General features: G+C 69.9%; 24 protein-coding genes and 1 riboswitch. Of the genes, 10 read left to right on the top strand and 14 right to left on the bottom strand.

The annotated features are described in order from the left end of the window. The first annotated feature begins 141 nt into the window (after positions 1-141). Positions 142-876 carry an alpha/beta fold hydrolase gene (locus ABLG96_RS13150; protein ID WP_353651493.1) on the top strand — a complete coding sequence of 245 codons (735 nt, stop codon included), beginning with the start codon at positions 142-144 and terminating at the stop codon, positions 874-876. Continuing rightward, positions 873-1,478, top strand: coding sequence for a hypothetical protein (locus ABLG96_RS13155; RefSeq protein WP_353647832.1), 606 nt, complete (start codon positions 873-875; stop codon positions 1,476-1,478). Before ABLG96_RS13150 ends, ABLG96_RS13155 begins: the two co-directional genes overlap by 4 nt. A 41-nt stretch (positions 1,479-1,519) precedes the next feature. Here ABLG96_RS13155 and ABLG96_RS13160 read toward each other — a convergent pair whose 3' ends face one another. The 5 genes from ABLG96_RS13160 to ABLG96_RS13180 all read right to left on the bottom strand — a co-directional run bounded on the left by ABLG96_RS13160 (position 1,520) and on the right by ABLG96_RS13180 (position 5,357). Further along, positions 1,520-2,467, bottom strand: coding sequence for an ROK family protein (locus ABLG96_RS13160; RefSeq protein ID WP_353647833.1), 948 nt, complete (start codon positions 2,465-2,467; stop codon positions 1,520-1,522). After that, entirely contained in the window at positions 2,464-3,006 is a 543-nt protein-coding gene (locus tag ABLG96_RS13165) for a hypothetical protein (protein ID WP_353647834.1), read from the bottom strand. Before ABLG96_RS13165 ends, ABLG96_RS13160 begins: the two co-directional genes overlap by 4 nt. Beyond that, positions 2,999-4,012, bottom strand: a complete 1,014-nt coding sequence (locus tag ABLG96_RS13170) for a hypothetical protein (RefSeq protein WP_353647835.1) — start codon at positions 4,010-4,012, stop codon at positions 2,999-3,001. The genes ABLG96_RS13165 and ABLG96_RS13170 overlap by 8 nt, the downstream gene beginning before the upstream one ends. After that, positions 4,009-4,464, bottom strand: coding sequence for an SRPBCC family protein (locus tag ABLG96_RS13175; protein ID WP_353647836.1), 456 nt, complete (start codon positions 4,462-4,464; stop codon positions 4,009-4,011). The genes ABLG96_RS13170 and ABLG96_RS13175 overlap by 4 nt, the downstream gene beginning before the upstream one ends. Before the next feature lie 83 nt (positions 4,465-4,547). Continuing rightward, entirely contained in the window at positions 4,548-5,357 is an 810-nt protein-coding gene (locus tag ABLG96_RS13180; RefSeq protein WP_353647837.1) for a metallophosphoesterase, read from the bottom strand. Positions 5,358-5,414: 57 nt separating this feature from the next. On the opposite strand from ABLG96_RS13180, the gene ABLG96_RS13185 reads away from it, so the two are divergent. Beyond that, positions 5,415-5,909, top strand: coding sequence for a hypothetical protein (locus ABLG96_RS13185; RefSeq protein WP_353647838.1), 495 nt, complete (start codon positions 5,415-5,417; stop codon positions 5,907-5,909). A gap of 96 nt (positions 5,910-6,005) precedes the next feature. Here ABLG96_RS13185 and ABLG96_RS13190 read toward each other — a convergent pair whose 3' ends face one another. The 5 genes from ABLG96_RS13190 to ABLG96_RS13210 form a co-directional block, all read right to left on the bottom strand. Then, complete coding sequence (locus ABLG96_RS13190) at positions 6,006-7,289, bottom strand: C40 family peptidase (protein ID WP_353647839.1); 1,284 nt, start codon at positions 7,287-7,289, stop codon at positions 6,006-6,008. 142 nt (positions 7,290-7,431) lie between these two features. Continuing rightward, positions 7,432-8,550 carry a glycosyltransferase family 4 protein gene (locus ABLG96_RS13195; protein WP_353647840.1) on the bottom strand — a complete coding sequence of 373 codons (1,119 nt, stop codon included), beginning with the start codon at positions 8,548-8,550 and terminating at the stop codon, positions 7,432-7,434. 32 nt (positions 8,551-8,582) lie between these two features. Continuing rightward, complete coding sequence (locus ABLG96_RS13200; RefSeq protein WP_353647841.1) at positions 8,583-10,169, bottom strand: C40 family peptidase; 1,587 nt, start codon at positions 10,167-10,169, stop codon at positions 8,583-8,585. A gap of 12 nt (positions 10,170-10,181) precedes the next feature. Continuing rightward, a riboswitch (cyclic di-AMP (ydaO/yuaA leader) is annotated at positions 10,182-10,337 on the bottom strand. Between the two features lie 172 nt (positions 10,338-10,509). Continuing rightward, entirely contained in the window at positions 10,510-10,716 is a 207-nt protein-coding gene (locus ABLG96_RS13205) for a hypothetical protein (RefSeq protein WP_353647842.1), read from the bottom strand. A 116-nt stretch (positions 10,717-10,832) separates the two neighbouring features. Further along, a complete protein-coding gene (locus tag ABLG96_RS13210) occupies positions 10,833-12,290 on the bottom strand; it encodes an NYN domain-containing protein (protein ID WP_353647843.1) in 1,458 nt (485 codons plus the stop codon). A gap of 132 nt (positions 12,291-12,422) precedes the next feature. Here ABLG96_RS13210 and ABLG96_RS13215 point away from each other — a divergent pair, with 132 nt between their 5' ends. Next, positions 12,423-14,222 carry a DEDD exonuclease domain-containing protein gene (locus ABLG96_RS13215; protein ID WP_353647844.1) on the top strand — a complete coding sequence of 600 codons (1,800 nt, stop codon included), beginning with the start codon at positions 12,423-12,425 and terminating at the stop codon, positions 14,220-14,222. Positions 14,223-14,251: 29 nt separating this feature from the next. Here the strand turns inward: ABLG96_RS13215 and ABLG96_RS13220 are convergent, their stop codons facing one another. Beyond that, the gene (locus tag ABLG96_RS13220; protein WP_353647845.1) at positions 14,252-14,875 is read right to left on the bottom strand and encodes a TetR family transcriptional regulator; all 624 of its coding nucleotides are present in this window, start codon (positions 14,873-14,875) and stop codon (positions 14,252-14,254) included. A 132-nt stretch (positions 14,876-15,007) separates the two neighbouring features. On the opposite strand from ABLG96_RS13220, the gene ABLG96_RS13225 reads away from it, so the two are divergent. Next, positions 15,008-15,901, top strand: a complete 894-nt coding sequence (locus ABLG96_RS13225) for an SDR family oxidoreductase (protein WP_353647846.1) — start codon at positions 15,008-15,010, stop codon at positions 15,899-15,901. Positions 15,902-15,960: 59 nt separating this feature from the next. Then, a complete protein-coding gene (locus tag ABLG96_RS13230; RefSeq protein WP_353647847.1) occupies positions 15,961-16,242 on the top strand; it encodes an Lrp/AsnC ligand binding domain-containing protein in 282 nt (93 codons plus the stop codon). A 21-nt stretch (positions 16,243-16,263) separates the two neighbouring features. On the opposite strand, the gene trpD is transcribed toward ABLG96_RS13230, so the two are convergent. From trpD to ABLG96_RS13245, 3 genes are all read right to left on the bottom strand, one after another. After that, positions 16,264-17,343 (bottom strand): anthranilate phosphoribosyltransferase, encoded by a 1,080-nt coding sequence (trpD, locus tag ABLG96_RS13235; protein ID WP_353651494.1) that lies wholly within the window; start codon positions 17,341-17,343, stop codon positions 16,264-16,266. Positions 17,344-17,357: 14 nt separating this feature from the next. Further along, on the bottom strand, positions 17,358-17,789 hold the full coding sequence (locus tag ABLG96_RS13240; protein WP_353647848.1) for a hypothetical protein: 432 nt from the start codon (positions 17,787-17,789) through the stop codon (positions 17,358-17,360). A gap of 147 nt (positions 17,790-17,936) precedes the next feature. Further along, positions 17,937-18,098 (bottom strand): hypothetical protein, encoded by a 162-nt coding sequence (locus tag ABLG96_RS13245; protein WP_353647849.1) that lies wholly within the window; start codon positions 18,096-18,098, stop codon positions 17,937-17,939. A gap of 156 nt (positions 18,099-18,254) precedes the next feature. Between ABLG96_RS13245 and ABLG96_RS13250 the strand changes: the two genes are divergently transcribed. The 4 genes from ABLG96_RS13250 (at position 18,255) to ABLG96_RS13265 (ending at position 22,658) form a co-directional block, all read left to right on the top strand. After that, positions 18,255-18,830 carry a heme-copper oxidase subunit III gene (locus ABLG96_RS13250; RefSeq protein WP_353651495.1) on the top strand — a complete coding sequence of 192 codons (576 nt, stop codon included), beginning with the start codon at positions 18,255-18,257 and terminating at the stop codon, positions 18,828-18,830. Positions 18,831-19,123: 293 nt separating this feature from the next. Further along, on the top strand, positions 19,124-19,879 hold the full coding sequence (locus ABLG96_RS13255) for a cytochrome c (protein WP_353651496.1): 756 nt from the start codon (positions 19,124-19,126) through the stop codon (positions 19,877-19,879). Further along, a complete protein-coding gene (locus ABLG96_RS13260; RefSeq protein WP_353647850.1) occupies positions 19,876-20,991 on the top strand; it encodes a Rieske 2Fe-2S domain-containing protein in 1,116 nt (371 codons plus the stop codon). The genes ABLG96_RS13255 and ABLG96_RS13260 overlap by 4 nt, the downstream gene beginning before the upstream one ends. Next, entirely contained in the window at positions 20,988-22,658 is a 1,671-nt protein-coding gene (locus ABLG96_RS13265; RefSeq protein ID WP_353647851.1) for a cytochrome bc complex cytochrome b subunit, read from the top strand. Before ABLG96_RS13260 ends, ABLG96_RS13265 begins: the two co-directional genes overlap by 4 nt. Positions 22,659-22,832 lie beyond the last annotated feature (174 nt).

Here is a 22,832-nt window from a genome sequence, read left to right on the forward strand (position 1 = left end):
TGCTCTCCCCGCGGGCCCGACGCTGCCGCGTGGGACGATGGAGACGTGAGCAACGAGGCAACCGACTCGGACGGCGCGGACGGCACTGTGCGGGAGCACGCGCGCCCGTTCACGGCGGACGGTGATCTCTGCGGGCCGGCAGTGCGAGGACGGACCGGCGTCGTGCTGTGCCATGGCTTCACCGGGTCGCCGGTGTCGATGCGGCCGTGGGCGGACGCCCTCGCTGCCGCCGGTTTCAGCGTCCGACTCCCCCTGCTCCCCGGCCATGGCATGCGCTGGCAGGACATGAACGACACCGGTTTCGACGACTGGCTGACCGAGATCCTCGCCGCGGTCCGAGAGCTGCAGGCTCGCTGCGGGAAGGTGGTGCTGTGCGGCCTGTCGATGGGCGGAACGCTCGCGCTGCGGACAGCGCAGGTGCATCCGGAGCTGGTGGCCGGTCTCGTCCTGGTGAACCCGTCGGTGATGTCGACCCGCTTCGACGCGAAGATCGCTCCCCTGCTGCGGCTGATCCAGCCGGTGCTGCTGCGGGTGCTGCCGTCGCTGCCGGGGATCGCCGACGACATCCGCAAGCCGGGCGTGCACGAGTACGGCTACGACCGACTGCCGGTGGCGGCGGGACTGTCGTTGCAGGCAGCATGGAAGGTGGTCCGCCGAGCTCTGGGAGAGGTGACGGCACCCGTGCTGCTGCTGCACTCGATCGTCGACCATGTCGTCGAGCCGGAGAACTCCGCCATCGTGCTGGCCGAGATCTCCTCGACCGACGTGCGGGAAGTGTTGTTGGAGAACAGCTTCCACGTGGCGACCCTCGATCATGATGCCGAGCTGATCGTTGCGGAGTCGGTGCGGTTCCTGGACCGGATAGCGAGCGCATGACCACCGGCGGCGCGCGCTGGGATCCCGACGAGATCGACCGACGCTTCGAGGACATCGTCTCGGGCATCGACCTGTCCGACTCCGGGCCCGATCGCGTGGCCCGTCCTCGGGACGGCGCCACCTCCGGGGACGACGACGTGCCGGCGCCACCGATCCCGTCGGACCCGTGGTCGACCACGATGCCGCCGGTTCCGTCCGAACTGCTCAGTAACGACGAACTGCTCAGCGACGACGAACTGCGGCGGCGGCGGCAGGCGCAGCGTCGCGCGGAACGTCGGGAGCGTCGGGCCGATGAGGTCGCGGATCTCGCTGCTCAGAACGCCCGCAAGGAGGCGGAGTACGCACAGGACGAGGAGCACTTCGTCCCGCCCGATCCGCCACCGTTCCCCCGGCCACGGGTGCGAACGATGATCGCCGTGCTGGTGATGCTGCTGGCCCTCGCCCTGGTGGTCGGACCGAACATCCTCAACGTCTCGGCCAACACCGTGCTCGTCCTGGCGATCGCGATGTTCGTCGGCGGCGGAGCCCTGCTCATCGACGGGATGCGTTCCCGGCGCGGGGACGACGAAGCGGACGGGTGGGACGACGGGTCACGGTTGTGACCGCTGTGGGCTCGGAGGCCCGCGGGACCGCGGTCCATCGATCAGCCGGGCAGCAACTGCTCCCTGGCCAGCAAACCCGCACCGATCGCCGCGGCGCGGTCGCCGAAGGCAGCGACCTCGACCCGCGGATGAGGCCGATGGGCGCCGCCGGTGATCTCGGCGCGCATCACCTTCAGCGCCTGCGGCAGGTAGAGCCCGGCGGCACCCGAGACGCCACCGCCGATGACGATCACCTCGGGGTCGAGTACATCGGCCGCCAGCGCCAGCCCGATCCCGAGCCAGTGACCCATCTCGTGCATCGCGGCCATCGCCTCCGGATCGCCGTCGGCAGCCGCGGCGGCGACCACCGTGCCGGTGACATCGGCCACCGGGATCCGACCGGGAACCGCGCGGCCGGCCTGGTGCCAGCGGTGCACAGCGGTGGCCGCAAGGGCGGTGCCCGAGCAGTAGCGCTCCCAGCAACCACGTTTGCCGCACGGGCACGGCCGGCCGTCGGGGACGACCGTGAGATGTCCGAGCTCCGGAGCGATCCCGTGCGCGCCGCGGAAGATCCGGCCGTCCAACAGGAGCCCGGCACCGATCCCGGTGCCCAGCGCGATCAGCAGGGCTACCGACGCACCGGCAGCGGCGCCCAAGCAGTACTCGGCCCAGGCTGCCGAATTCACGTCGTGGTCCATCATCACGGGCAACGCCAAGCGCTCCGACAACAGCGCCGGTACGGGGGTGTCGCGCCAGGCCAGGTGTGGAGCGAACATCACCCGCTGTTGATCGGCGCTGATGAACCCCGCAACGGCGAGGCCGACCGCAGCCACCGGTAGTTCGGCGGCCAGCTCGGTGACGAGCCGGGCGAGCAGGTCCTCCGTTGCCGCCGTGGTGGTCGGGGTCGAGCCGCGTCGGGCCGCCAGGATGGTGCCGTCGCCGTCCACGACGACGGCGCGGACGGACGTACCACCGATGTCGATACCGACGGTCAGGAGTTCGCCGTTCACGAGATGCGGATCCGTTCAGGAGGTGGTCGCTGGGCAGCAGCGGGGAGCGCGGGTTCCGGGGCCGGGAGGGTCGGCGGGGCTGCCGCAGCGCCTTCCGGGTCGGACTGCTCGGACTGCTCGGACTGCTCGGACACCAGGCTGCGGACCAGCTGCAGCGCCGTCACCGCGCCGTCGAGCAGGGCCACGGCCAACTCGGGTCGTTCCCCGCGCACCACGGCCAGCACCGTGCACAGCGGACAGCCGGCCGTGCCCTGGTGCTCGGCATGATCGGCGGCCGGATGGTCGGCGGCCGAACCGGCGGCGTCGGTGGCTCGGGCGGTCGGTCCGGTGGCCGGAGCGGTCGGGTCGGTGGCCTGCGCGGCCGGGTCGGTGGCCTGCGCGGCCGGATCGGTGGCCTGCGCGGCCGGATCGGTGGCCTGCGCGGCCGGGTCGGTGGCCTGCGCGGCCGGGTCGGTGGCCGGAATGAGCGATCTCCACTCCAGCAACCTGTCCTCGACCGTCTGCAGGAGCAACCGGGCCTCGGTGCGCAGCTCACTCATCGCCGACTCCTGAGGCCGCCGGCTGGCGGGCCCAGGCCGGCCAGTGGGACGGGTCGGGGACGAATCCGACGGTCAGCACCCCGTCGGCGAACCGGGCGGAGGCGACCGAGCAGCGCTGCAGCACCGACGGCAGCTCGAGTCGGCGGACCACCGGGCCGACGCTGATCAGCAGTGCGTCGTCATCGCGTTCGAGGTCGAGCTGGTCGCGGTGCACACCCGGCACCGGGAGCGGCCACTCGTAGCCGTCATCGACGGCAACCACGGTGTCGTCGGCGACCGCCCGCGACTGGGTGTGGTGCCGCAGCAGTGGCGACAGATCCGGTGCCCGCGCCGACCCGGTGGGCCACGGGATGGTGAGTGTGCCGGCATCCGTTCCGGCGACGGCGTCGTGACGGTCGGTTCGGTCGATGAGGCAGCGGGTGCCTATCCCGAACAGCGACAGTTGGGCCGGCAGCAGACGCGCGAGCGACGCCCGGTGGGGCTCCGCAGGTACCACCACGACTGCCGTTGCGCCCGACACGGCCATCGCCCCGGGAAGCGCCGCATCGAGGATTCCGTCCCAGACGGCGAGCCCACCGCCGGAGGTCCTGGCCGTCACCCGACCCAGGATGCGCAGCGCCTGCGGCACGAGCGCGTCCGTGAAGCGGCCCAGCCGCTCCAGGACGCCGACCAGCTCGATCGCGTGCGCGCCGGCATCGATGACCAGCTCGGCGTACGGTCTCGTCCGCAGCGTCTCGGCGACAGCCGACAGGGTGGCGAGCAGGTCGACACCGGGCAGAGCCGCGATCTCTCGCGGCAGCACGGCCAGGTCCTCGCCGGTCTGCGCATGGTGCGCGACGAACGCTCTGGAGTCGGGTCGGACCACGGTCACCGGAGCCGCCCCGGCCGCACCCGGCAAGGTGGGCGCTGCGGTGATCAGCACTGTCTCGACCGACGTCGCGGCGAGCGCAAGCGCGATGGTGGTGGTTCCGGAGCCACCGGGACCGGCCACCAGCGTCACCGTCATGCGTGATCCGCCGCAGGTGTTTCCACCCGCTTGCGGAGCTCCTCCAGTGCGGTGTCCATGATCCTCTTCTCGGCCGTCCGGCGCAGCGGTCCGATCAGCGGGATGGTGAGCTGCACCGTCAGCGAGTAGGTGACCGTCGTCGAGGTGGCACCCGGCCGCAGGACGTACGAACCCACCTGCGCCTTCTGCAGTTTGCCCTGGACCAGCGTCCAGGACACCGACAGACCGTCCGCTGCCCAGGTGTACTGCAGCTCGTAGGTGTCCTTGAAGGCACCTGCATCCAACTCGAAGCGGACCCTGCGAGGACGGTTCGCAGAGGTCCCGGCCTCGGTCACCGTCACGGTCTTCACCGCACCGGCCCATTCGGGATATGCCGCGACGTCGGCAATGGTGTCCATGATGGCGGCCGGATCAGCGGCCATCTCCACGGACTTCGTCGACGCATCAGCCATGCGCCGAGGTTACCCGTCCCGGAACGTCCGTCGTGCTGCCCCGGTGCCGGCACCGGCCACCGGCCATCGTCGGCGTGAACGGATCACCAACGGACCTCGAACGGGGTCGTCCACCGGGCGAAGTGCCCGACGTTGACGCATTCCGTCCTGCCGCGTCTCGTCCGTTGCACCAACGGCTGGTGGACGTGGCCGGACAGGGCCAACCGCGGGCGGTGCTCGTCAATCGACTCGAGCAGTCCGGGGCCGAACATCTCCGCCCTGGCCGGCACCCGGTCGTAGCGCATCAGCGCCAGGTCGGGCGGGACATGACTGCACAGCACGTCCACCGCGCCGAGCGAGGCAACGGTGCGGGCGAAGTCGGCGGCCGGCTTGATGAAGGGACGCCACGGACGGTCGTCGGTGGCAGGGTCGGGGGGCGGGCCGGCCCTGCGGCTCGCACCGCCGGCCGCGAAGCCCAGGCGTACCCCGTCCAGCTCGATCACCTGGCCGTCGACCATGTCGATGGTGCCGTCCGCCACGGCCGTCCACCGGTCGAGTTCGTCGACGTTGCCGAGGATCAGCAACGGTGGCCGGGACGCTCGGGAAAGTGCCTCCACCACCAGCCGGTACTTGGCGTCGACGATCGCATCGAGAGTGCCGCGCGGATCGGCGAGCGTCTCCCAGAGCGCGACGGACAGCACGTGCATGCCGGCGAAATCACCGACGGTGCGCAGGTCGATCAGCTGTTGCACCGGATCCCGCCCGAAGGCAGCGCCGACGATCCCGGCGCCGGGATCGCGGTAGTCGATGTAGTCGAGCAGGTCCCCGAGCACGATCAACTGCTCGGCACGCGCGGCGACGTCGGCCAGGGCAGCGGAGTTGCCGTGGATGTCCGAGACGAAGCTGACGCGCACACCGACACGCTATCGGCTCGCCGTTCGACGCCTGCCGCTGCCGGTACCGTCGCGGGCATGTGGTCGATGCCGGAACCGGTGCGGCGCTGGGCCGTACATGCCGTCCGGATGCTCCGCTCACGCGGAGGTGCTGATCGAGTCCCGTCGGACCCGCCCGGTCCCGACGGCCTGCCGGTGATCCCGGCAGAGATCCAACCGGAGTCGGATCAGGACGGACGGACGATCGCCGCCGGTCTGACCGCGTTCGGGTTGGGATCAGGAACCCGGATCGCGGTGATGGGCCTGACTCCGGACGGCGACCGCGCGGCTGTCGACGCGATCGAACTGCTGGGCGCCGAGGCCGTGCTCGTTCCCGATCATGCTCACGGACCGCGGCTACGACTGCGGCTCCGCGGGGTCCGCGCCGTGCTGACGCAGAGCCCACACGTCCCGCAGATCGCCGCGGTGGTCGGTGATCTGCCGGACCTGCAACACCTGTGGTCGTGGGACGCCGGCGGCCGGGACGAGCTCATTGCCGCCGCGCACGGCAGGATGCCGGCCTTCCAGGAATGATCGGGCCTGCCGTCCATCCGATTGCCGTCCATCCGGCTGCCGTCCATCCGGCCGCCGTTCCGGCTGCCGTCGATCCAGCGGTCGATCCTGCTGCGGTCAGCGACCGACGGCGTGCGCGACCGGGTAGCCGTTCATCCGTTTGCTCAACGACGTGACCATGATGGGTGCCCCGGTGTGCGAAGCGTGCACGAACAACCCGTCCCCGATGTACATCCCGACGTGGCTGGTGGGCCGGTAGAAGGTGATCAGGTCGCCGACCTGCACATCGGCCAGCGGGATCACCGGTAGCTGCGCTGCCTGCTCGGAACTGGAGCGTGGCACCGTGATCCCGGCCTTCGCCCACGACCAGAGCATCAGCCCGGAGCAGTCGAACGAGTCCGGACCGGTCGCTGCCCAGACATAGGGCAGCCCAACCCTGCTGAGTGCCGCCTGCACGGCGATCGCCGCCTGCGCGTTCGGGGCCTGCTGGGCCGCGCGGACCGAGAGATCCTGCACCGAGATCGAGCGGCTGCCGCGCTCACCGTTGCGGACGGTGACGCCACCGTCGGTCATCTGGACGGCGGCGTCCCGATCTGCGGCGGAGAGCCTGGCGTAGGTCCGCTGGTAGACAGCGACCTTGCCGGCGAGCCGCTGCTTGTCGGCCACCAGCGCATGGGTCGCGGCAACCGCACGACGTTCGGCAGCGGTAGCAGCGTCCGCCGCAGCGGCCGCATCCCGCTCCCGCGCCCGAGCGGCGTCCCGCACCGCTGCGATGCCGTCCCGCTCGGCGGTGGCTTTCTGCTGGGCAGCGGTGAGCGCGCGCTGGGCAGCCTCCGCTGCGCTGAGCAGCTGGGCGTTGTCGTCGGCGACGATGTCCAGCGACGAGGCTCGTTCCAGGAAGTCGTCGGGCGACGTCGCGGTCAGGAACGCCGACATCGATCCGGTCCGGGCGCCGCGGAAACTCGCATCGGCGAACGCGTCGATCTGCTGCTGGTAGCCCGCGGTGACGCCGCTGGTCCGCGCGAGTTCCGCGGCCGCCGCATCGACCCGCCGTTGGGCGACGGCGACCCGCGCGTTCTCGCCCGCGAGCTGCTGCTGTGCCTGCTGCTGTCGTTGACGAGCGGCCACCGATGCGGCAGTGGCCTGGTGCGCCGCGGATTCGGTGGCCAGGACCCGCTCGCCGAACGAGGAGTACTCGCGGGCCGCATCCAGCCAGGCCCGCTGTGCCTGGTCCGGAGTGCTCGGCGCCGCGGCAGCCGGAGCTGCGGAAACCCAGGCAGTCGTGGTGGCTCGGGCGACCGCCGGGCCGCTCGCGGAGGCCGTTCCCGGCGTCGCGAGAGCGGATCCTGCCAGCACGGCAAGACCCAGCGCGACCCTGCCGAACCTCTGCGTGAACTTCACCGAACTCACTCTCGCTCTCCTCGTGGTCCCGACCGACCCGCTGGAACCCCGACAACCTATGGCTCGATCGCTCAGTACCGGCATCGCACGGACCTCGATGTGGACAACTCGATGCCCTGTGGACGAGGACGTCTGACGTCGCTCATCCGATCAGCTCCGCAAGTCGATCGGCCGAGCGCTGCCAGTCCCAGTCGTCCCTGACCCAGGAACGGCCCTGCGCACCCCAGCTGCGGGTCTTCGGATCGACCAGTGCGCGAATGCACGCCTGCGCAACGGCGCCGACGTCCCGGCCGTCGACGACCAGCCCGGTCTGCTCCGGCTTCACCGTCTCGGGTGCGCCGCCGGAGTCGCCGGCCACCACCGGAAGGCCCGAGGCCGAGGCCTCCAGGAACACGATCCCCAGGCCTTCCACGTCCAGCCCGTTCCCCCGCGTGCGGCAGGGCATCGCGAAGGCATCGCCGGCGAGGTAGTGCGCGGGCAGTTCGTGCTCCTCGACGGCACCGGTGAACACCACGGCATCGCCGAGTCCCCCACGCTCCACGAGGATGCGCAGTCGTTGCTCGTCAGGCCCCGAACCGACGATCAGCAGTGCGGTGTCCGGCACCTCGGCACGGATCCGCGGCAGTGCTTCGATCAGCACGTCCTGGCCCTTCCGCGGCACCAGTCTCGACAGGCAGACCAGCACCGGTCGTCCTGCGAGGCCCCACCGTTCCCTGATCCGCTCGCCGGCGGCCCGATCGGGACGGAATCGTTCGGTGTCGACCCCCGGCGCGACCCGTTCCAGAGCTGCTTGCGGTCCGAAGGCACCGGCGATCCGATTCCTGGCGTAGGTGCTGATGTAAGTGAGCACGTCGACGCGGGAGCCGATCCGCCGCAGCGCCTGCCTCGACCCTGGCAGCATCGACCAGCCGACCTCGTGGCCATGGGTACTGGACACGATGCGCTCCGCGCCGGCCCGACGCAGGGCCGGCGCGAGCAGGGCCAAGGGCGCGGTGGCACCGAACCAGACGGCGGACAGCCGGTGCTCGCGGATCAGGCGCGCCGCAGTTCTGGCGACCTGGGGCACCGGCAGCATCAGCGAGGTCGGATGCCGTACCACCGGAAAGGGCTGCGCGGCGTCGAAGTCCTCCGCACCCTGCCAGGCCGGGGCGTAGACCACCAGATCATCCGCCGGCAGGCGACGCGCCAGAGCATGGACGTACGACTGGATACCGCCGGAACGTGGCGGGAAGTCGTTGGTCAGCAGCAGGGTGCGACGCACAGGAGCTCGTCTTCGGCGGTGGTCGGTGGGGGTCAGCCGACGACGCGGTGACCGGTCCCGTTGGGTCCGCCGTAGTACATCGTGGTGACGTAGACCGGCTTCGAAGAGGTCGAGGCGTGCACGATCTGACCATTCCCGATGTACATCGCTACATGGTGCACGGGCGAGTAGTAGGTGATCAGGTCACCCGGTCGGAGCTGGTCGAGCGGGACGTACTGCAGTCCGGCCTGACCGCCCGATGTCCGGGGGATGGTGATGCCTGCCTGGGCATAGGCCCAGGATGTGAAGCCGGAGCAGTCGAAGCTGTCGGGACCTGCGGCGCCGTACACATACGGCGATCCGACCTTGGACAGCGCCGCCTGCACGGCGACCTCGGCAGCGCCGCTCGGGGCAGCAGCGGTCGGGGCAGCAGCGGTCGGGGCAGCAGCGCTCGGGGCAGCCTCGGTCGCGGTGACCTCGGTCGGGGCGGCCTCGGTCGGGGCGGCCTCGGTCGCGGTGACCTCGGTCGCGGTGACCTCGGTCGCGGTGACCTCGGTCGGGGCGGCCTCGGTCGGGGCAGCTTCAGCGGGAGACCCAGGCGCGGCCGCGGCGGACGACGGGTTCTGGCCGGCAGGAGCGTCGGCTACCTTCGGTGCGGCCTGCTCGGCTGCGGCCTGCTCGGCTGCGGCCTGCTCGGCTGCGGCCTGCTGCTGGGCAGCAGCGGCGCGATTGCGGTCGGCGCGGGCCTGGGCCTCCTGGGCTGCCTGCCGAGCGGCGGCGGCCTGGGCGGCGAGCGCTGCCTGCCGCTCCTGCTCGCTCAGCCGATTCTGCAGGGCTTCGAGGCGGTCGGCCTCGCGCTTGAGCTTCGCCTGCCGGCTGCGCACCTGATCGGTGGCGGCGTGGGAGGCCTTGAGAGCAGTTTCGGCGTGGGTCCTCGCGGCGGCGGCATCGGTGACAGCGGCGTCGGCTGCGCTCTTGGCGGCGGCAGCACTGTCGGCGGCCTGCTGGGCCCCGGTCCTGGCCTGGGCCGCAGTCGCCTTCGCCGCAGCTGCGCGGTCGAGGGTCTGCGCGGTGTCGTCGGCGACCAGTTCCAGGGTCGACGCGGTCTCCAGGAAGTCCTCGGGTGAGTTGGCCGTGAACATCGCGGACATCGACCCGAAGCGAGCGCCCCGGAAGCTGGCGTCGGCGAACTCGTCGACCTTGTCCTGGTACGACGCTTCCGCAGCTGACGCAACTGCGAGCTTCTTGGCCGCGGCCGCCGAGGCAGTCCCCGCGGCGGCGTTCCGGGTCTTCGCGGTGCGCAGCGCCTGCTCCTTGGCGGTGACCGTGCGAGCGGCACTCTCGACCTCGGCCCGCGCCTGGTGCTCGACATCGATGGCGACGAGCACCTTCTCGTTCATCGACTCAGCGGCTCCGGTCGCCTCGAGCCAGGCGGTCTGCGCTTCGTCGGCCGTGGTCGGATCCCCCGGATCGGCGAGCAGTCCGTCCGACGTCGGCACCGCGGGACGTACCTGCGGCGCTGCGACGGCGGCGGGTGCGAGCACGACGCCGGCCATCAGGACGCCGACGGTGACGAGAACGCGGGGAATACGAAGGGAGTGCTGGAGCGCAGCGAAAGTACGGCCGCGGGTCGAATGCAAGGTTCCGGTGTGCCTTTCTTCCTTGCCGCCTACCGAGTTAGCTGACGGATTCGGGCAGGAAGTGCCCTACCGCTCCAGCCGGATCACTCCGGCTGTCGCAGATTCACCCCAGTAACTGTGGGTCCCCGGTTCGGCCACCCCGACGGGCCGATTCGGCGGTGATCTCCAGGAACGCCGTGGTCGGCGAGATGAGCTGAAGGTCTCGGTCAGGTTACGAGATGGACACGGACACGTCCAGCCACCTCACTCCGGGTAGCACTGCATTTCACCCGTACGCCGCCTTCGCGTGATCCATCTCACCGCTGCGAGGACGTCGTGCGAGCAACCCCGCCGATCGTCGTCATCCTGCCCGCACTGATCGCGTGACGATCTCCGGACCACTGATCAAGAACGGGCGGATCAGACCGGACTCCGCGAGTACTTCCAGGGCGGCCTGCTCGGTCTGGTCGAACTCCACACCCTCCGGCGGCGCGCCCAGGAGCATGGTGATGACGCAGCCTGAGCAGCCGAACCCCCGAATGGTGCAGGTCTCGCAGTCGATGTGCATGACAGATTCCTTCCTCGGGGGCACGGATCGCGCCCCACGGATCGGCCACCTGTCGTTCGACCAGGTGTTCGAACCGCCACGCTAGGAGCGGGGTCCGACAGAGGGGTCCTCCGGCCTCACCGACCGAGCGCGGCGAGCAGGACTTCCGATCGGGCGACCCTGGCGCCTGCGGCGCCGACATCCGTCATCACCGCGCGGTCGGAGGTGACGACGACCACCGGCCGCCCGGTCGGCTCCGCGTCCACCAGGTCCCTGATCACGTCGTCGGCGATGGTCCCCTGGGGCGAGAACAGCACCCGCACCCCGCGTTGATGACCGGCCGGGGCCACGACGGCGGCGCCGTCGAACACCACCGTGACCTCGGCTCCCGAACGGGCGGCGAACGCTGCAAGGGTCCTGATCAACCGCTCGCGCTGCTCGGCGAGGGTCAGGTGGCCGAAGCCGTTCTTGCTGACGTTGTACCCGTCGACGATCAGGTGGGCCCGCGGCAACCCGAGCGCCTCCGCGAGCCGAGCGGTGTCGGCGATCTCCGGCAGGCGGGGAGTACTCGGTCGGACCAGCCGCCGCGCGACCACGTCCGCCGGATCGACGGGTGCCGCCGCAGGACCGGACGGACCACCGGGCCGTCGTCCGCCGGAGTCAGGGGTCCATTCCGAGCGCAGGCCCTCGATCGCACCGGTCGCGGTCTCCAGCAACAACTCCACCCGGCGGGTCAGCACCCGCTCCCGGTACTCCTGACGCGCCGCGGCCGCCTCCTCACCGGCCTGCAGCGCGGACACCTGGGTCGCCAGGGCTGCGGCCCGCTGTTCCGCGGCGGTGCGGCCCCGGGTCATGATCTCCAGCGCCCGGGCGGCCTCGCGAGCGTGCGCGTCCTTCTCCTGCTGCAGGTGCGCGACCGCGTCGAGCGCCTCCCGCAGCCGACTGCCCTGCTCCCGCAGCCGGGTGGTCAACCGCTCGATCCGGACGGCCGGCCCAGCGTCGTCGTCCGGGCTCCCCGCGACCTCGGTCGGCGTGCCGCGCCCGGCCGGATTCCGCTCGGCGGCCGCCCGCAGTTTCACCAGCTCGGCTTCGGCAGCAAGAAGTCTGGTGCGCAGTTCTCCGGTCTCTTCCGCCGTGCGCAGCCGCTCGAACACGCCAGGTGGCGCTGCGGCGGCCCGCAGGTAGGCCAGCGCCAGCAGGTCGATGTCGGAGACCCGAGCGGCGTCCGGGCCAACCGTCGGAGCGGCATCGTTGTCGGAGGAGTCATCGCTGTCGAGCTCGTTCGCATCCGCCGTCACGGCGTCCGGAACACCGACCTCGGCGTCGGCAGGTGCTGTTCCGGCACCCAGCGACATCAGCACGCCGTGCGGATCGAGACCGGCCGCCCGGTGCGCGACCAGCGCCCGGAAGGCTGGATCGCTCTCCAGCGCCCTGGCCAGCGGTACCGCCCCCCGGCGTGCCCGCCGGGCCGGCGCGAACCTGGCCACCGCCACGAGTTCGCGCGGGATCTGCAGCGCGGCGGCGCCCGTCAGCGACCGGGCCGCCAGGTTCAGGACACGGCTCTGCACCACCGCGGGCAGATCGGTGAACTCCACGGTCCCATCATCCTCGGCGCGCCTGCCGTGTGCTCCGCTGCCCCGCTGCCCCGCCCGGCGCCGAGCGGGCAATGCTCGTCCCGCGCGCGTCGTTCCGGTGCTCTGTCGGACCGCTCCCCTATCGTCCCGCCCATGAACACCGACCGGCCGATCGCCGTCCAGGCATCGTTCGACGAGCTGTCGGAACCGTTGCGCGACACCACGTTCGTCGTGGTCGACCTGGAGACGACCGGTGGCTCGGCGACGGCGGACGCGATCACCGAGATCGGTGCGGTCAAAGTCCGCGGCGGGGTGGTGCTCGGCGAGTTCGCCACCCTGGTCGACCCCGGCAGGTCGATCCCGCCGCAGATCACCATCCTGACCGGGATCAGCGACGTCATGGTCTTCGATGCACCCCGGATCGACGCCGTGCTACCGGACTTCCTCGAGTTCTCCCGGCACTGTGTTCTCGTCGCGCACAACGCACCGTTCGACATCGGCTTCCTGCGGGAGAACGCGCGCCGACTCGGCCTGCCCTGGCCCACTCCTCGGGTGGTCGACACCGTGCGGCTGGCCCGGGCGGTGCTGAGCCGCGACGAGGCGCCCAGTGTGCGGCTCGGCCTGCTCGCCCCGCTGCTCGGATCCCCGGTCCGCCCGGATCACCGGGCGCTCACGGACGCCAGGGCGACCGTGGACGTGCTGCATGCGCTCTTCGAGCGACTCGGACCGCTGGGCGTCCAGAGCATGGACGAGCTCGTCGGCGCGACCCGTCGGGTGTCCCCCGAGCGGCGACGCAAACGTGTTCTGGCACAAGGGCTTCCGCAAGCTCCTGGGGTGTACCTGTTCCGGGGCGCCGACGACGAGGTGCTCTACGTCGGCACCAGCAAGAACCTGCGTGACCGCGTGCGCAGCTACTTCGGGGCGGGCGAGCAGCGTCGGCAGATCCGCCACATGGCCAAGATCGCCGAACGGGTCGACCACGTGGTCTGCGCCCACGCGCTCGAAGCACACATTCGCGAGCAACGGTTGATCGTGGCGCACCAGCCGCGCTACAACCGGCGCAGCCGCCGACCGGACAAGCACAGCTGGGTGGTGCTGACGGACGAGGCATTCCCCCGACTGTCGGTGGTCGCGGCGGGGTCACCGACCGCGGTGAACACGACGGCCTGCCTGGGTCCGTTCCGTTCCCGCGAGGACGCGGCCATCGCCATCGAAGCGCTGCAGACGGTCGTCCGGATCCGTCGCTGCAGCCAGCGCATCCGGCGCACCGGAGCCAGCGGCACACCGTGTCTGCTGGCCGAGCTGGGCAAGTGCGGTGCGCCGTGCTCGGGTGCCGAGGACGTCGAGTCGTATGCCGTGCACGGCAAGCGGATCGCCGAATTGGTGGACGGCGCCAGCGACGAGATACTCCGTTCGTTGCAGGAGCTGGTGCACGAGCTCGGCGCCGCCGGTCGGTTCGAGGAGGCAGCCGTCGCACGCGATCGGCTGGCGGTGCTGGTCGGCGCGCTCGATCTCCGGCAGCGGTTGCGGTCGTTGACGTGCATCGAGGAGTTGGTCGCCGCTCGGCCCGACGGGTCGGGCGGGTGGGAGCTGAGCGTGGTGCGGTCCGGACGGTTGGCGGCTGCCGGACGTGCCCCCCGCGGGGTCGATCCGATGCCGGTGGTCGCGCTGCTGCAGGCGTCGGCCGAGACGGTGATCCCCGGACCCGGGCCGTTGCCCGCGGCCAGCGCCGAGGAGACCTCCACGATCCTCACCTGGCTCGACCGTCCAGGGACCCGACTGGTCAGCACCTCCAGTGCGTGGGGGGTCCCCAGTAACGGCGGCGGCAGGTGGCGCTCGTTCGCGGACGCTGCAGCGGTGGCGCGCGGCCAGCTGCGGACGGCCGATCTGCGCCCCGGCAACCACGAGCGCACCGGACACCGAGAGCGACACCGCTCGCGCGCCTCGCCTTGACTCCGGGACCGGGCGATCGACCGCCGGACTCAGTGATCCGCGACGATGCGCGTGCTGCCGACCTGTGAGCTCTCCTGGAGCGTCGCGGTCATGGCACGCAGCTCCGCGAACATGTCGTGCTCGATCGCCGACAACGAGCGCCCCTCACCCGGAGCGACCCACTGCTCGAACGAGAGTCGGAACAGCATCACACCCGACTCTGCTGCCAGCGACGCAGTGGGCTCCGCCACGCCACGCTCACGCAGGGCGGCACCCAACGCACGCGAGAGCGAGTGCATCTTCAAGAGCTCGCGCTCCTGCAGCTCTCGATGAGCCAGGATGACCGCCTGGCGCAGGCGCGAGTACGGGCGCCGTTCCTCGGTGAACGGGCCGAAGATGGAACAGACATCGCTCAGTGCTCTCCCGACGGTGTCGAAGGGGTAGGTGTGCCCACGAGTCTTCGCCAGTGCGCCGAGGAACAGCTGCTCGAACTCACCCTGACCGGAGAACAGAACTTCGCGCTTGTCCGCGAAATAGCGGTAGAAGGTTCGCTCGGTCAGGCCGACGGCGAGCGCGATGTCCGCCACGGTGGTCTCGTCGAACCCGCGAGAGCCGAACAACTCCAGCGCGGCCTTCTGCAGCCGCTCGCTCGCTGCGGGTTGCCACCTGACCATCGGTCGATGCTAACGGACGACACCATGGATGACAGATGCTGACATCAGCGCTACAGTGATGTCAGTTCCTGACATCAGGACTGCACACCACCATCTCCGAGGCTCGTCCGCGGAGTAGAAGGAGCCACACCCATGCGTGTTTTCGTCACTGGAGCGTCCGGCTGGATCGGCTCCGCAAGCGTCGATGAGCTCCTCGCAGCAGGCCATGAGGTCCTCGGCCTGGCACGGTCGGACGCATCAGCGGCCGCGCTCGAGGCACGCGGCGCCGCGGTACTCCGCGGAGACCTCGATGAACTCATCAGCATCCGCACCGGGGCGGCGGACGCCGATGCCACCATCCACCTGGCCAACAAGCACGACTTCGCCCACCCTGCCGTGTCGAACAAGGCGGAGCGGGATGCCATCGAGACGATCGGCGAAACCCTGGTCGGATCGAACCGCCCGTTCCTGTTCGCGTCGGGCGTCGCCATTCCTGTTCCGGACCGCGCACTGACCGAGTCCGACGCTTCTCCGTTCTCCGGCCCGGACGCACCACGCGGCGGTGGGGAGAATCGCGCGTTCGACTTCGTGGACCAGGGAGTCGGCGCGGTCAGCCTCCGATTTGCGCCGACCGTGCACGGACAGGGCGACCACGGATTCATCGCGACGATCGCGGCAGTGGCGCGTGAGAAGGGCTTCGCCGGCTACGTCGGTGACGGTGGGAACCGGTGGCCGGCCGTGCATCGTTCCGACGCCGCGCGCGCGGTCCGGCTGGCCCTCGAGCAGGCAACCCCCGGCACGATCGTGCACGCGGTCGCCGAGGAAGGGATTCCGACGCGGGTCATCGCGGAGGCCATCGGACGCAGCCTCGGCCTCCCTGTCGCCTCGGTGCCGCACGAGGCGACAGCGGGGCACTTCGGGTGGATCGGCAGCTTCTTCGCCCTGGACGTTCCCGCCTCGTCCACCGCCACCCAGGATCTGCTCGGCTGGACCCCCTCGGGTCCGACCCTCATCGAAGATCTCGACGCGGGCGCCTACCTGCGCTGACCGGGGAGCTGCTGACTCCTGCCGCCCGAGTCGCGTCCCCGCGTCGTAGGCTCACCGTCATGGTGACAGCGATCGTCCACATCTTCGTCGACGCCGACCGCATCCCGGCGGCCGCGCAGGCCATCGCCGACCTGCCGGACGTGTCAGAGGTGTTCTCCTGCGCCGGCGACGTCGACCTGATCGCGGTGGTCCGCTCCGTCGACCACGAGCGCATCGCGGCCATCGTCCCCGAGCACATCTCCCAGGTCCAGGGCGTCCAACGCACCGTCACCCACATCGCGTTCCGCTCCTACTCGAGCAGGGACGCCGACGACGCGTTCTCCATCGGCATGGGGTCCTGACGGGCAGCTCTCCCGCTGTGGTCAGGAGCCGGCCAGCTCCGTTGACAGTCGCGCCCAGGCCAGCGCCAGGTCCCCTGCCGCACCGGAATCGACCGCCGCGGCTGCCCGCTGGATCCCGGCCGCGACCTTTCGGTGCAGCCCATCGACGCGGTCCCGCTCCACGAGCGCGGTAAGGTCGCCGAGCCCGTCGAAGGCCGCGATCGCCGCGGCGGCATTCAGCAGCACCGCATCGCGGACCGGCCCAGGTCGGCCGTCGAACAGCGCTCGGGCGACGGCGACGTTCGTCGCCACGTCACCGCCGAGCAGGTCGGTGGGTTCGCTGGCGGCCAGCCCGAGGAGCTGCGGATCGAGCTGGGTCTGCCAGACCCGGCCGCCCGTCACCACCCAGATCGTCGAGGTCGTGGTGGTCGTCAGTTCGTCGAGCCCGTCGTCGCCCCGGAACACCAGCACGTCGGCGTCCCGGCGGGCGAACACCTGCGCCATCACCGGCGCCATCACCGCCGATCCGCAGCCGATCGCGCCGGCGGCCGGCTGGGCGGGGTTGGTCAGCGGGCCGAGGAAGTTGAAGACCGTCGGGATGCCCATCTCGCGCCGCGGCGCAGAGGCATGTCGGTAGGAGGGGTGATAGGTCGCGGCGAAGCAGAAGCCGATGCCGACCTCCTGCAGCGTCTGCTCGATCGCGTCCGGCCCGAGGCTGATCGAGATCCCGAGCCCCTCGAGCAGGTCCGCGGAGCCGCACAGGCTGGAGGCAGCGCGGTTGCCGTGCTTGATCACCGGCACCCCGGCGGCCGCGATGATCACCGCGGCCATCGTCGAGATGTTCACCGTGTTCGACCGATCGCCGCCGGTGCCGACGATGTCGACCGCACGAGCTTCGTGCCGCACCCGCACCGCGTGGCCCAACATCGAGTCGGCCAGTCCCTGGACCTCGTCCGCCGTCTCCCCCTTGGCCCGCAGAGCGACCGCGAAAGCCGCGAGCTGGGCAGGCGTCGACTCCCCCGTCATGATCCGATCCATCACCCAGGCGGTGTCGTCCGCGGAGAGGTCGTCACCGTCCAGGAGTTGGGTCAACAGCGACGGCCAGGATCGGGTCACGTGGATCGGGGCTCCTGCGCTCAGCGGGTGGTGGCGACGGCCATCCGCAGCCGCAGCAGGGCAGCGATGCTGTCGGCGGTCGTCACCGGGTCCAGGGGATGGGTGAGGACCTCGTCGGCTTGCGCCCAGGTGGCCAGCCACCGGTCGGCGGCCCTGGCCACGACCAGCGCGATGGGCGGGATGGGCACCCCGTCCTGGCCGGCCTCCTGGTGGATCTGCCGGCACAGGCCGATGCCTCCGGTGGGCTGAGCCTCCCCGTCCAGCACCAACACATCGGCGGTGTGTCCGTCCACCGCCATCAGCAGCTCGGCGACCCCGGCACATTCGAGGAAGTCGATCCGACCGACGTCAGGCGCGGGACGTCGACCGATGGCCCCGATGATCTCTGCACGGATCTCGGGCCGATGGCTGTAGACCAGCACGACCGGCCGACGGGCCTGTGGAGCACTCATCGCTGCCGCCTCTCTCGTTCTCGTCCTGCGGTCCGGGAGGGACGACCCGGTCGGCGATCCGACCGCCCTGCAGCTCGGAACCGCGGCCGGGAGACCCCCGGCAACACCGGGCCTGCCCGGAACGCTGTCCCCGATGCTAAACGCAGGTCAGCACGGCGCCGTCGGCAGCACCGCCGAACCGCTGTCCGGCAGCCGGGAAAGTCCGTCGGAACCCGCCGTCCGCAGATGTCCGACCGTGATGTGGGCGTCGTCCGGGAAAAACTTCGACAACTTGTAGAGGCAAAGGCGCAGTTCACAGGCTTTCCCCACCTCGCAACCACAACGCGCTGGGCACCCGCGGGTACAACCTGCAGGACCAAGGGACATAATCGTGGTGTGACGACAGCGACCACTCCCGGCTCAGCCTCCGGTCCCGCGCAGCCCCAGCGGTCGACGGGCGCCACCCAGGGCGCCTTCGCCCCCCGAATCCACACCCTCAACCGACCCAACATGGTCAGTGTCGGTGTGATCGTCTGGCTTGCCAGCGAGCTGATGTTCTTCGCCGGCCTGTTCGCGATCTACTTCACCGCCAAGGCCACGTCGGACCCGGCTCTGGGCTGGCCGGCGCCGCCGACCGAGCTCAACCTCGGCTACGCGTTGGTGTTCACCATCATCCTGGTGGCCAGTTCGGCGACCTGCCAGCTCGGGGTGTTCGCCGCCGAGCGCGGCGACGTGCTCGGTCTGCGTCGGTGGTACCTGATCACCCTCGTGATGGGGCTGATCTTCGTGCTCGGCCAGGCGAACGAGTACCACACCCTGGTCACCGAGCACGAGACCACACTTTCGAGCTCTGCCTACGGAACGGTCTTCTTCCTGACCACCGGCTTCCACGGTCTGCACGTCATCGGCGGCCTGGTGGCGTTCGCCATCCTGATCGCCCGCACCCGACTCTCCAAGTTCACCCCCGCCCAGGCCACCAGCGCCATCGTCGTGTCGTACTACTGGCACTTCGTCGACGTCGTCTGGATCGGTCTGTTCTTCACCATCTACATCGTCAGATAGCCGCACCGGAGATCTGCCGCAGAACTGCATCAGGCACCAGCTCGGAATCCGGGTTCCGTCCCGACAGGCGGGGTACCGGAAGCAGTGTGATCCGGCCCCCGGGGCGGACTGCACCCCCAGAAGACAATGAGCATTTCCGGACAGTGAGCACCGAGGAGAAGAGCATGAGCAGCGGCGACAACGCTCGACGTACGCCCGGACGTACCGACAGCGATCGACCCGACGCCGACAGCGCCGTGCGCGGTCCGGCTGCTCGACGCAGCAAGGTGCGCTTCGGCAGGGGCTCCAAGGCGATGCGTCGGGTCTCCGGCAGCCTCGCTCTGTTCGTCGCGCTGCTGACGGTCGGGTTCGCCTACGCGGCACTCGCGCCCTCACCGCAGATCGCCCAGGCCGCCGAGGTGGACCAGCAGCAGATCGCCGCCGGCGAGGCCTTGTACAACAACTCCTGCATCACCTGCCACGGAGCGAACCTGCAGGGCGTCGAAGACCGCGGTCCCTCGCTGGTCGGAGTCGGTCAGGCAGCCACCTACTTCCAGGTCGGCACGGGGCGGATGCCGGCCGTCGAGAACGCCGCTCAGATGCCCCGCAAGAAGCCCCTCTTCAACGAGGACGAGATCGCCCAGCTGAGCGCTTACGTCCAATCCGTCGGCGGCGGGCCTCAGGTACCCACTCTGCTACGCAACGATGTCGACGTCGCCAAGGGTGGCGAGCTGTACCGCTTGAACTGCGCGTCCTGCCACAACTTCACCGGTGGCGGTGGCGCCCTGTCGGAGGGCAAGTACGCCCCGCCGCTGGACGAGGCCACCGACGTCCAGGTCTACAGCGCGATGCTCTCCGGTCCGGAGAACATGCCGAAGTTCTCCGACGCCCAGCTCACCCCCGAGGAGAAGCAGTCCATCGTCTCCTTCGTGCAGCTCAACAAGGCGACAATCGACCCGGGTGGTCTTCCGCTCGGCGGCTACGGTCCGGCTCCCGAGGGTCTGATCGCGTTCCTGGTCGGCATGGTCTCCATCGTCGGTGTCACGTTGTGGATGGGGGCCAGGGCATGAGCGGTGGAACGGTCGAGAACCTGCCCGGTGGCGACGAACTGCAGGCGATGAGCCGCGAAGAGCTGGCCCGCCTCGGTGCGCGGCTGGACGGCGTCGAGCTCGTCGAGTACGGCGAGCGCTACGAACCCGGATCCCCGGCAGACAAGCGGGCCGAGAAGAAGGTGGCTCGCTGGTTCTTCCTGGCGGCCATCCTGGGTCTGGCGTTCGTGGTCGTGTTCATCGTGTGGCCGTCGGAGTACCAGGCGCCCGGATCCGGCAGCGCGCAGGTTTGGTACGCGCTGTACACGCCGATGCTCGGGCTCACCATGGGCGGCGCGGTCTTCGCGTTCGGTATCGGCATCATTGCCCTCGCCCGGAAGCTCGCCCCGCACGAGGTCGCGATCCAGCAGCGCCATCAGGGAATGTCGGCCGAGGTCGACCGCCGCACCCTGGGCGCCGAGGTGTTCGACGCCGTCGACAAGACGGGTCTGAAGCGGCGCGGCATGCTCAAGGGCTCACTGGCCCTCAGCGGCGGCGTGCTCGGGCTGCTGGCCGTGGTACCGGTCCTCGGAGGCTTCATCAAGAGTCCATGGGACAAGGGCGCCAAGTCCGACCTCTGGGTCACGGGCTGGAGTCCGGTGGGTGGCAAGAAGGTCCGCTTGACGCAGATCGACGGCACCCCGGTCCGCCCCGAGGACATGGAAGCCGGCGCGCTCACCACCGTCTTCCCCGGTCTGCCCGGCGGCTCGAAGATGTCCGATTCCGCCGTCATGCTGATCCGCCTGCGGGCCAACGACCCCGTCCGCATCCGCCAGGGCCAGGAAGGCTTCGAGTACGGCGACTACTACGCCTTCTCCAAGGTCTGCACCCACGTCGGTTGCCCCACCTCGCTGTACGAGCAGCAGACCGGGCGGATCCTGTGCCCGTGCCACCAGTCGCAGTTCGACATCTACAACGCGTGCAAACCGGTCTTCGGACCGGCGACCCGGCCACTTCCCCAGCTTCCGATCGAGCTGGACGACGACGGTTACTTCGTCGCCAGGAGTGACTTCATCGAGGCGGTCGGTCCCGGATTCTGGGAGAACGGCGACCACCCGAAGTTCGTCACCAACCCCAAGGGAAGCTCGTCATGAGCAGACTCACCACCGCGACCGCCGTGCCCGGCGACAGCGCAGCCGCCAAGGCGCTCGATGGGGCCGACGTCCGCTACCACGGCGCCCGCCCGCTCCGCACGGCGATGAACAAGGTCTTCCCCACGCACTGGTCGTTCATGCTGGGCGAAGTCGCGATGTACAGCTTCCTGGTGCTGCTGTTGTCCGGCGTCTACCTGACGCTGTTCTTCGACGCATCCATGGGCGAGACCGTCTACCAGGGAGTCTTCGCAAAACTGCGCGGCGTCCCGATGTCGCGCGCATTCGCCTCGACCCTGGACATCTCCTTCGAGGTCCGCGGCGGTCTGTTGATCCGCCAGATCCACCACTGGGCAGCACTGCTGTTCCTCGCCTCGATGATGCTGCACATGATGCGGATCTTCTTCACCGGTGGCTTCCGCAAGCCCCGTGAGGCGAACTGGATCATCGGTGTCCTGCTGCTGGTGCTGGGAATGGCCGAGGGCTTCCTCGGCTACTCGCTCCCGGACGACCTGCTCTCCGGTACCGGCCTGCGAGCGGTGTCCGCGTTCATCCTGTCGATCCCGGTGATCGGCACCTGGATGCACTGGGCGGTGTTCGGCGGCGACTATCCCGGCGAGATCATCATCGGCCGGTTCTACTCCCTGCACATCCTGTTGATCCCCGGCATCATCCTGGCCCTGATCGGCGTCCACGTGGCGCTGGTGTGGTTCCAGAAGCACACCCAGTTCGCCGGTCCCCGGGCCACCGAGAACAACGTCGTCGGCGTCCGCGTGCTGCCGACGTTCGCCTCCAAGGCGGGCGGTTTCTTCGCCGTCGTGTTCGGGATCATCGTGCTGATGTCGGGCATCTTCCAGATCAACCCGGTCTGGAACCTGGGGCCTTACAACGCTTCGCAGGTCTCTGCCGGCGTGCAACCAGACTTCTACATGGGCTTCCTGGACGGCCTGGTCCGAGTCTTCCCCGCCTGGGAACCGCGCAACATCTTCGGCCATTACGAGATACCCGCGGTGTTCTTCCCGGCGATCCTGGGCGCCACTGTGCTGATGATCCTGGTGATCGCCTATCCGTTCATCGAGAAGAAGTTCACCAAGGACAACGCGGTCCACAACATCCTGCAGCGCCCGCGTGACGTGCCCGTCCGCACCGCTCTGGGCGTTGCGTTCCTGACCTTCTACATCCTCAACCTGATCAATGGCGCCAATGATCTGTTCGCCCTGAAGCTGGACATCTCGTTGAACGTCATGACGTGGATCGGTCGGGTCGGCTCGCTGTTGTTCCCGGTCATCGCGTACGTGGTCACCTACCGGCTCTGCCTGGGTCTGCAGCACGCGGACCGGGCGGTGCTCGAGCACGGGATCGAGACCGGTCACCTCAAGCGTCTGCCGTCCGGTGAGTTCATCGAGATCCACCAGCCGCTCGGTGCGGTGGATTCGCACGGCCATCCGATCCCGTTGGACTACCAGGGCGCCGCGGTGCCCAAGCGGATGAACCAGCTCGGCTATGCCGGCAAGGCGATCGTCGGTGTGCTCAAGGTCAAGGACACCTCGGGCGATGTCGTTCACCATTCCTCCAGCGACATCGGCGGGGCCGACAACACGGTGTCGATCGAGGGCAAGGGTGGCGAGAAGACTGCGGACGAGCCCGATCCGGACGAGTCCAAGAGCTGACCGCCCCACACGGTTGACGACGGCCCGATCGCTCCCCGGAGCGGTCGGGCCTTCGTCGCGAAGTGCCGCCGGGGCCGGCAACCCCCGCAGCCACTCATGCCAGGGGCAGCTGCTCACGGTCGGACGTGAGCGACGCACCCGAACGTGCGCGGGAGCGACGCGCGGGTGTACGGA

Source organism: Nakamurella sp. A5-74, assembly GCF_040438885.1.
Taxonomy (GTDB): Bacteria; Actinomycetota; Actinomycetes; order Mycobacteriales; family Nakamurellaceae; genus Nakamurella.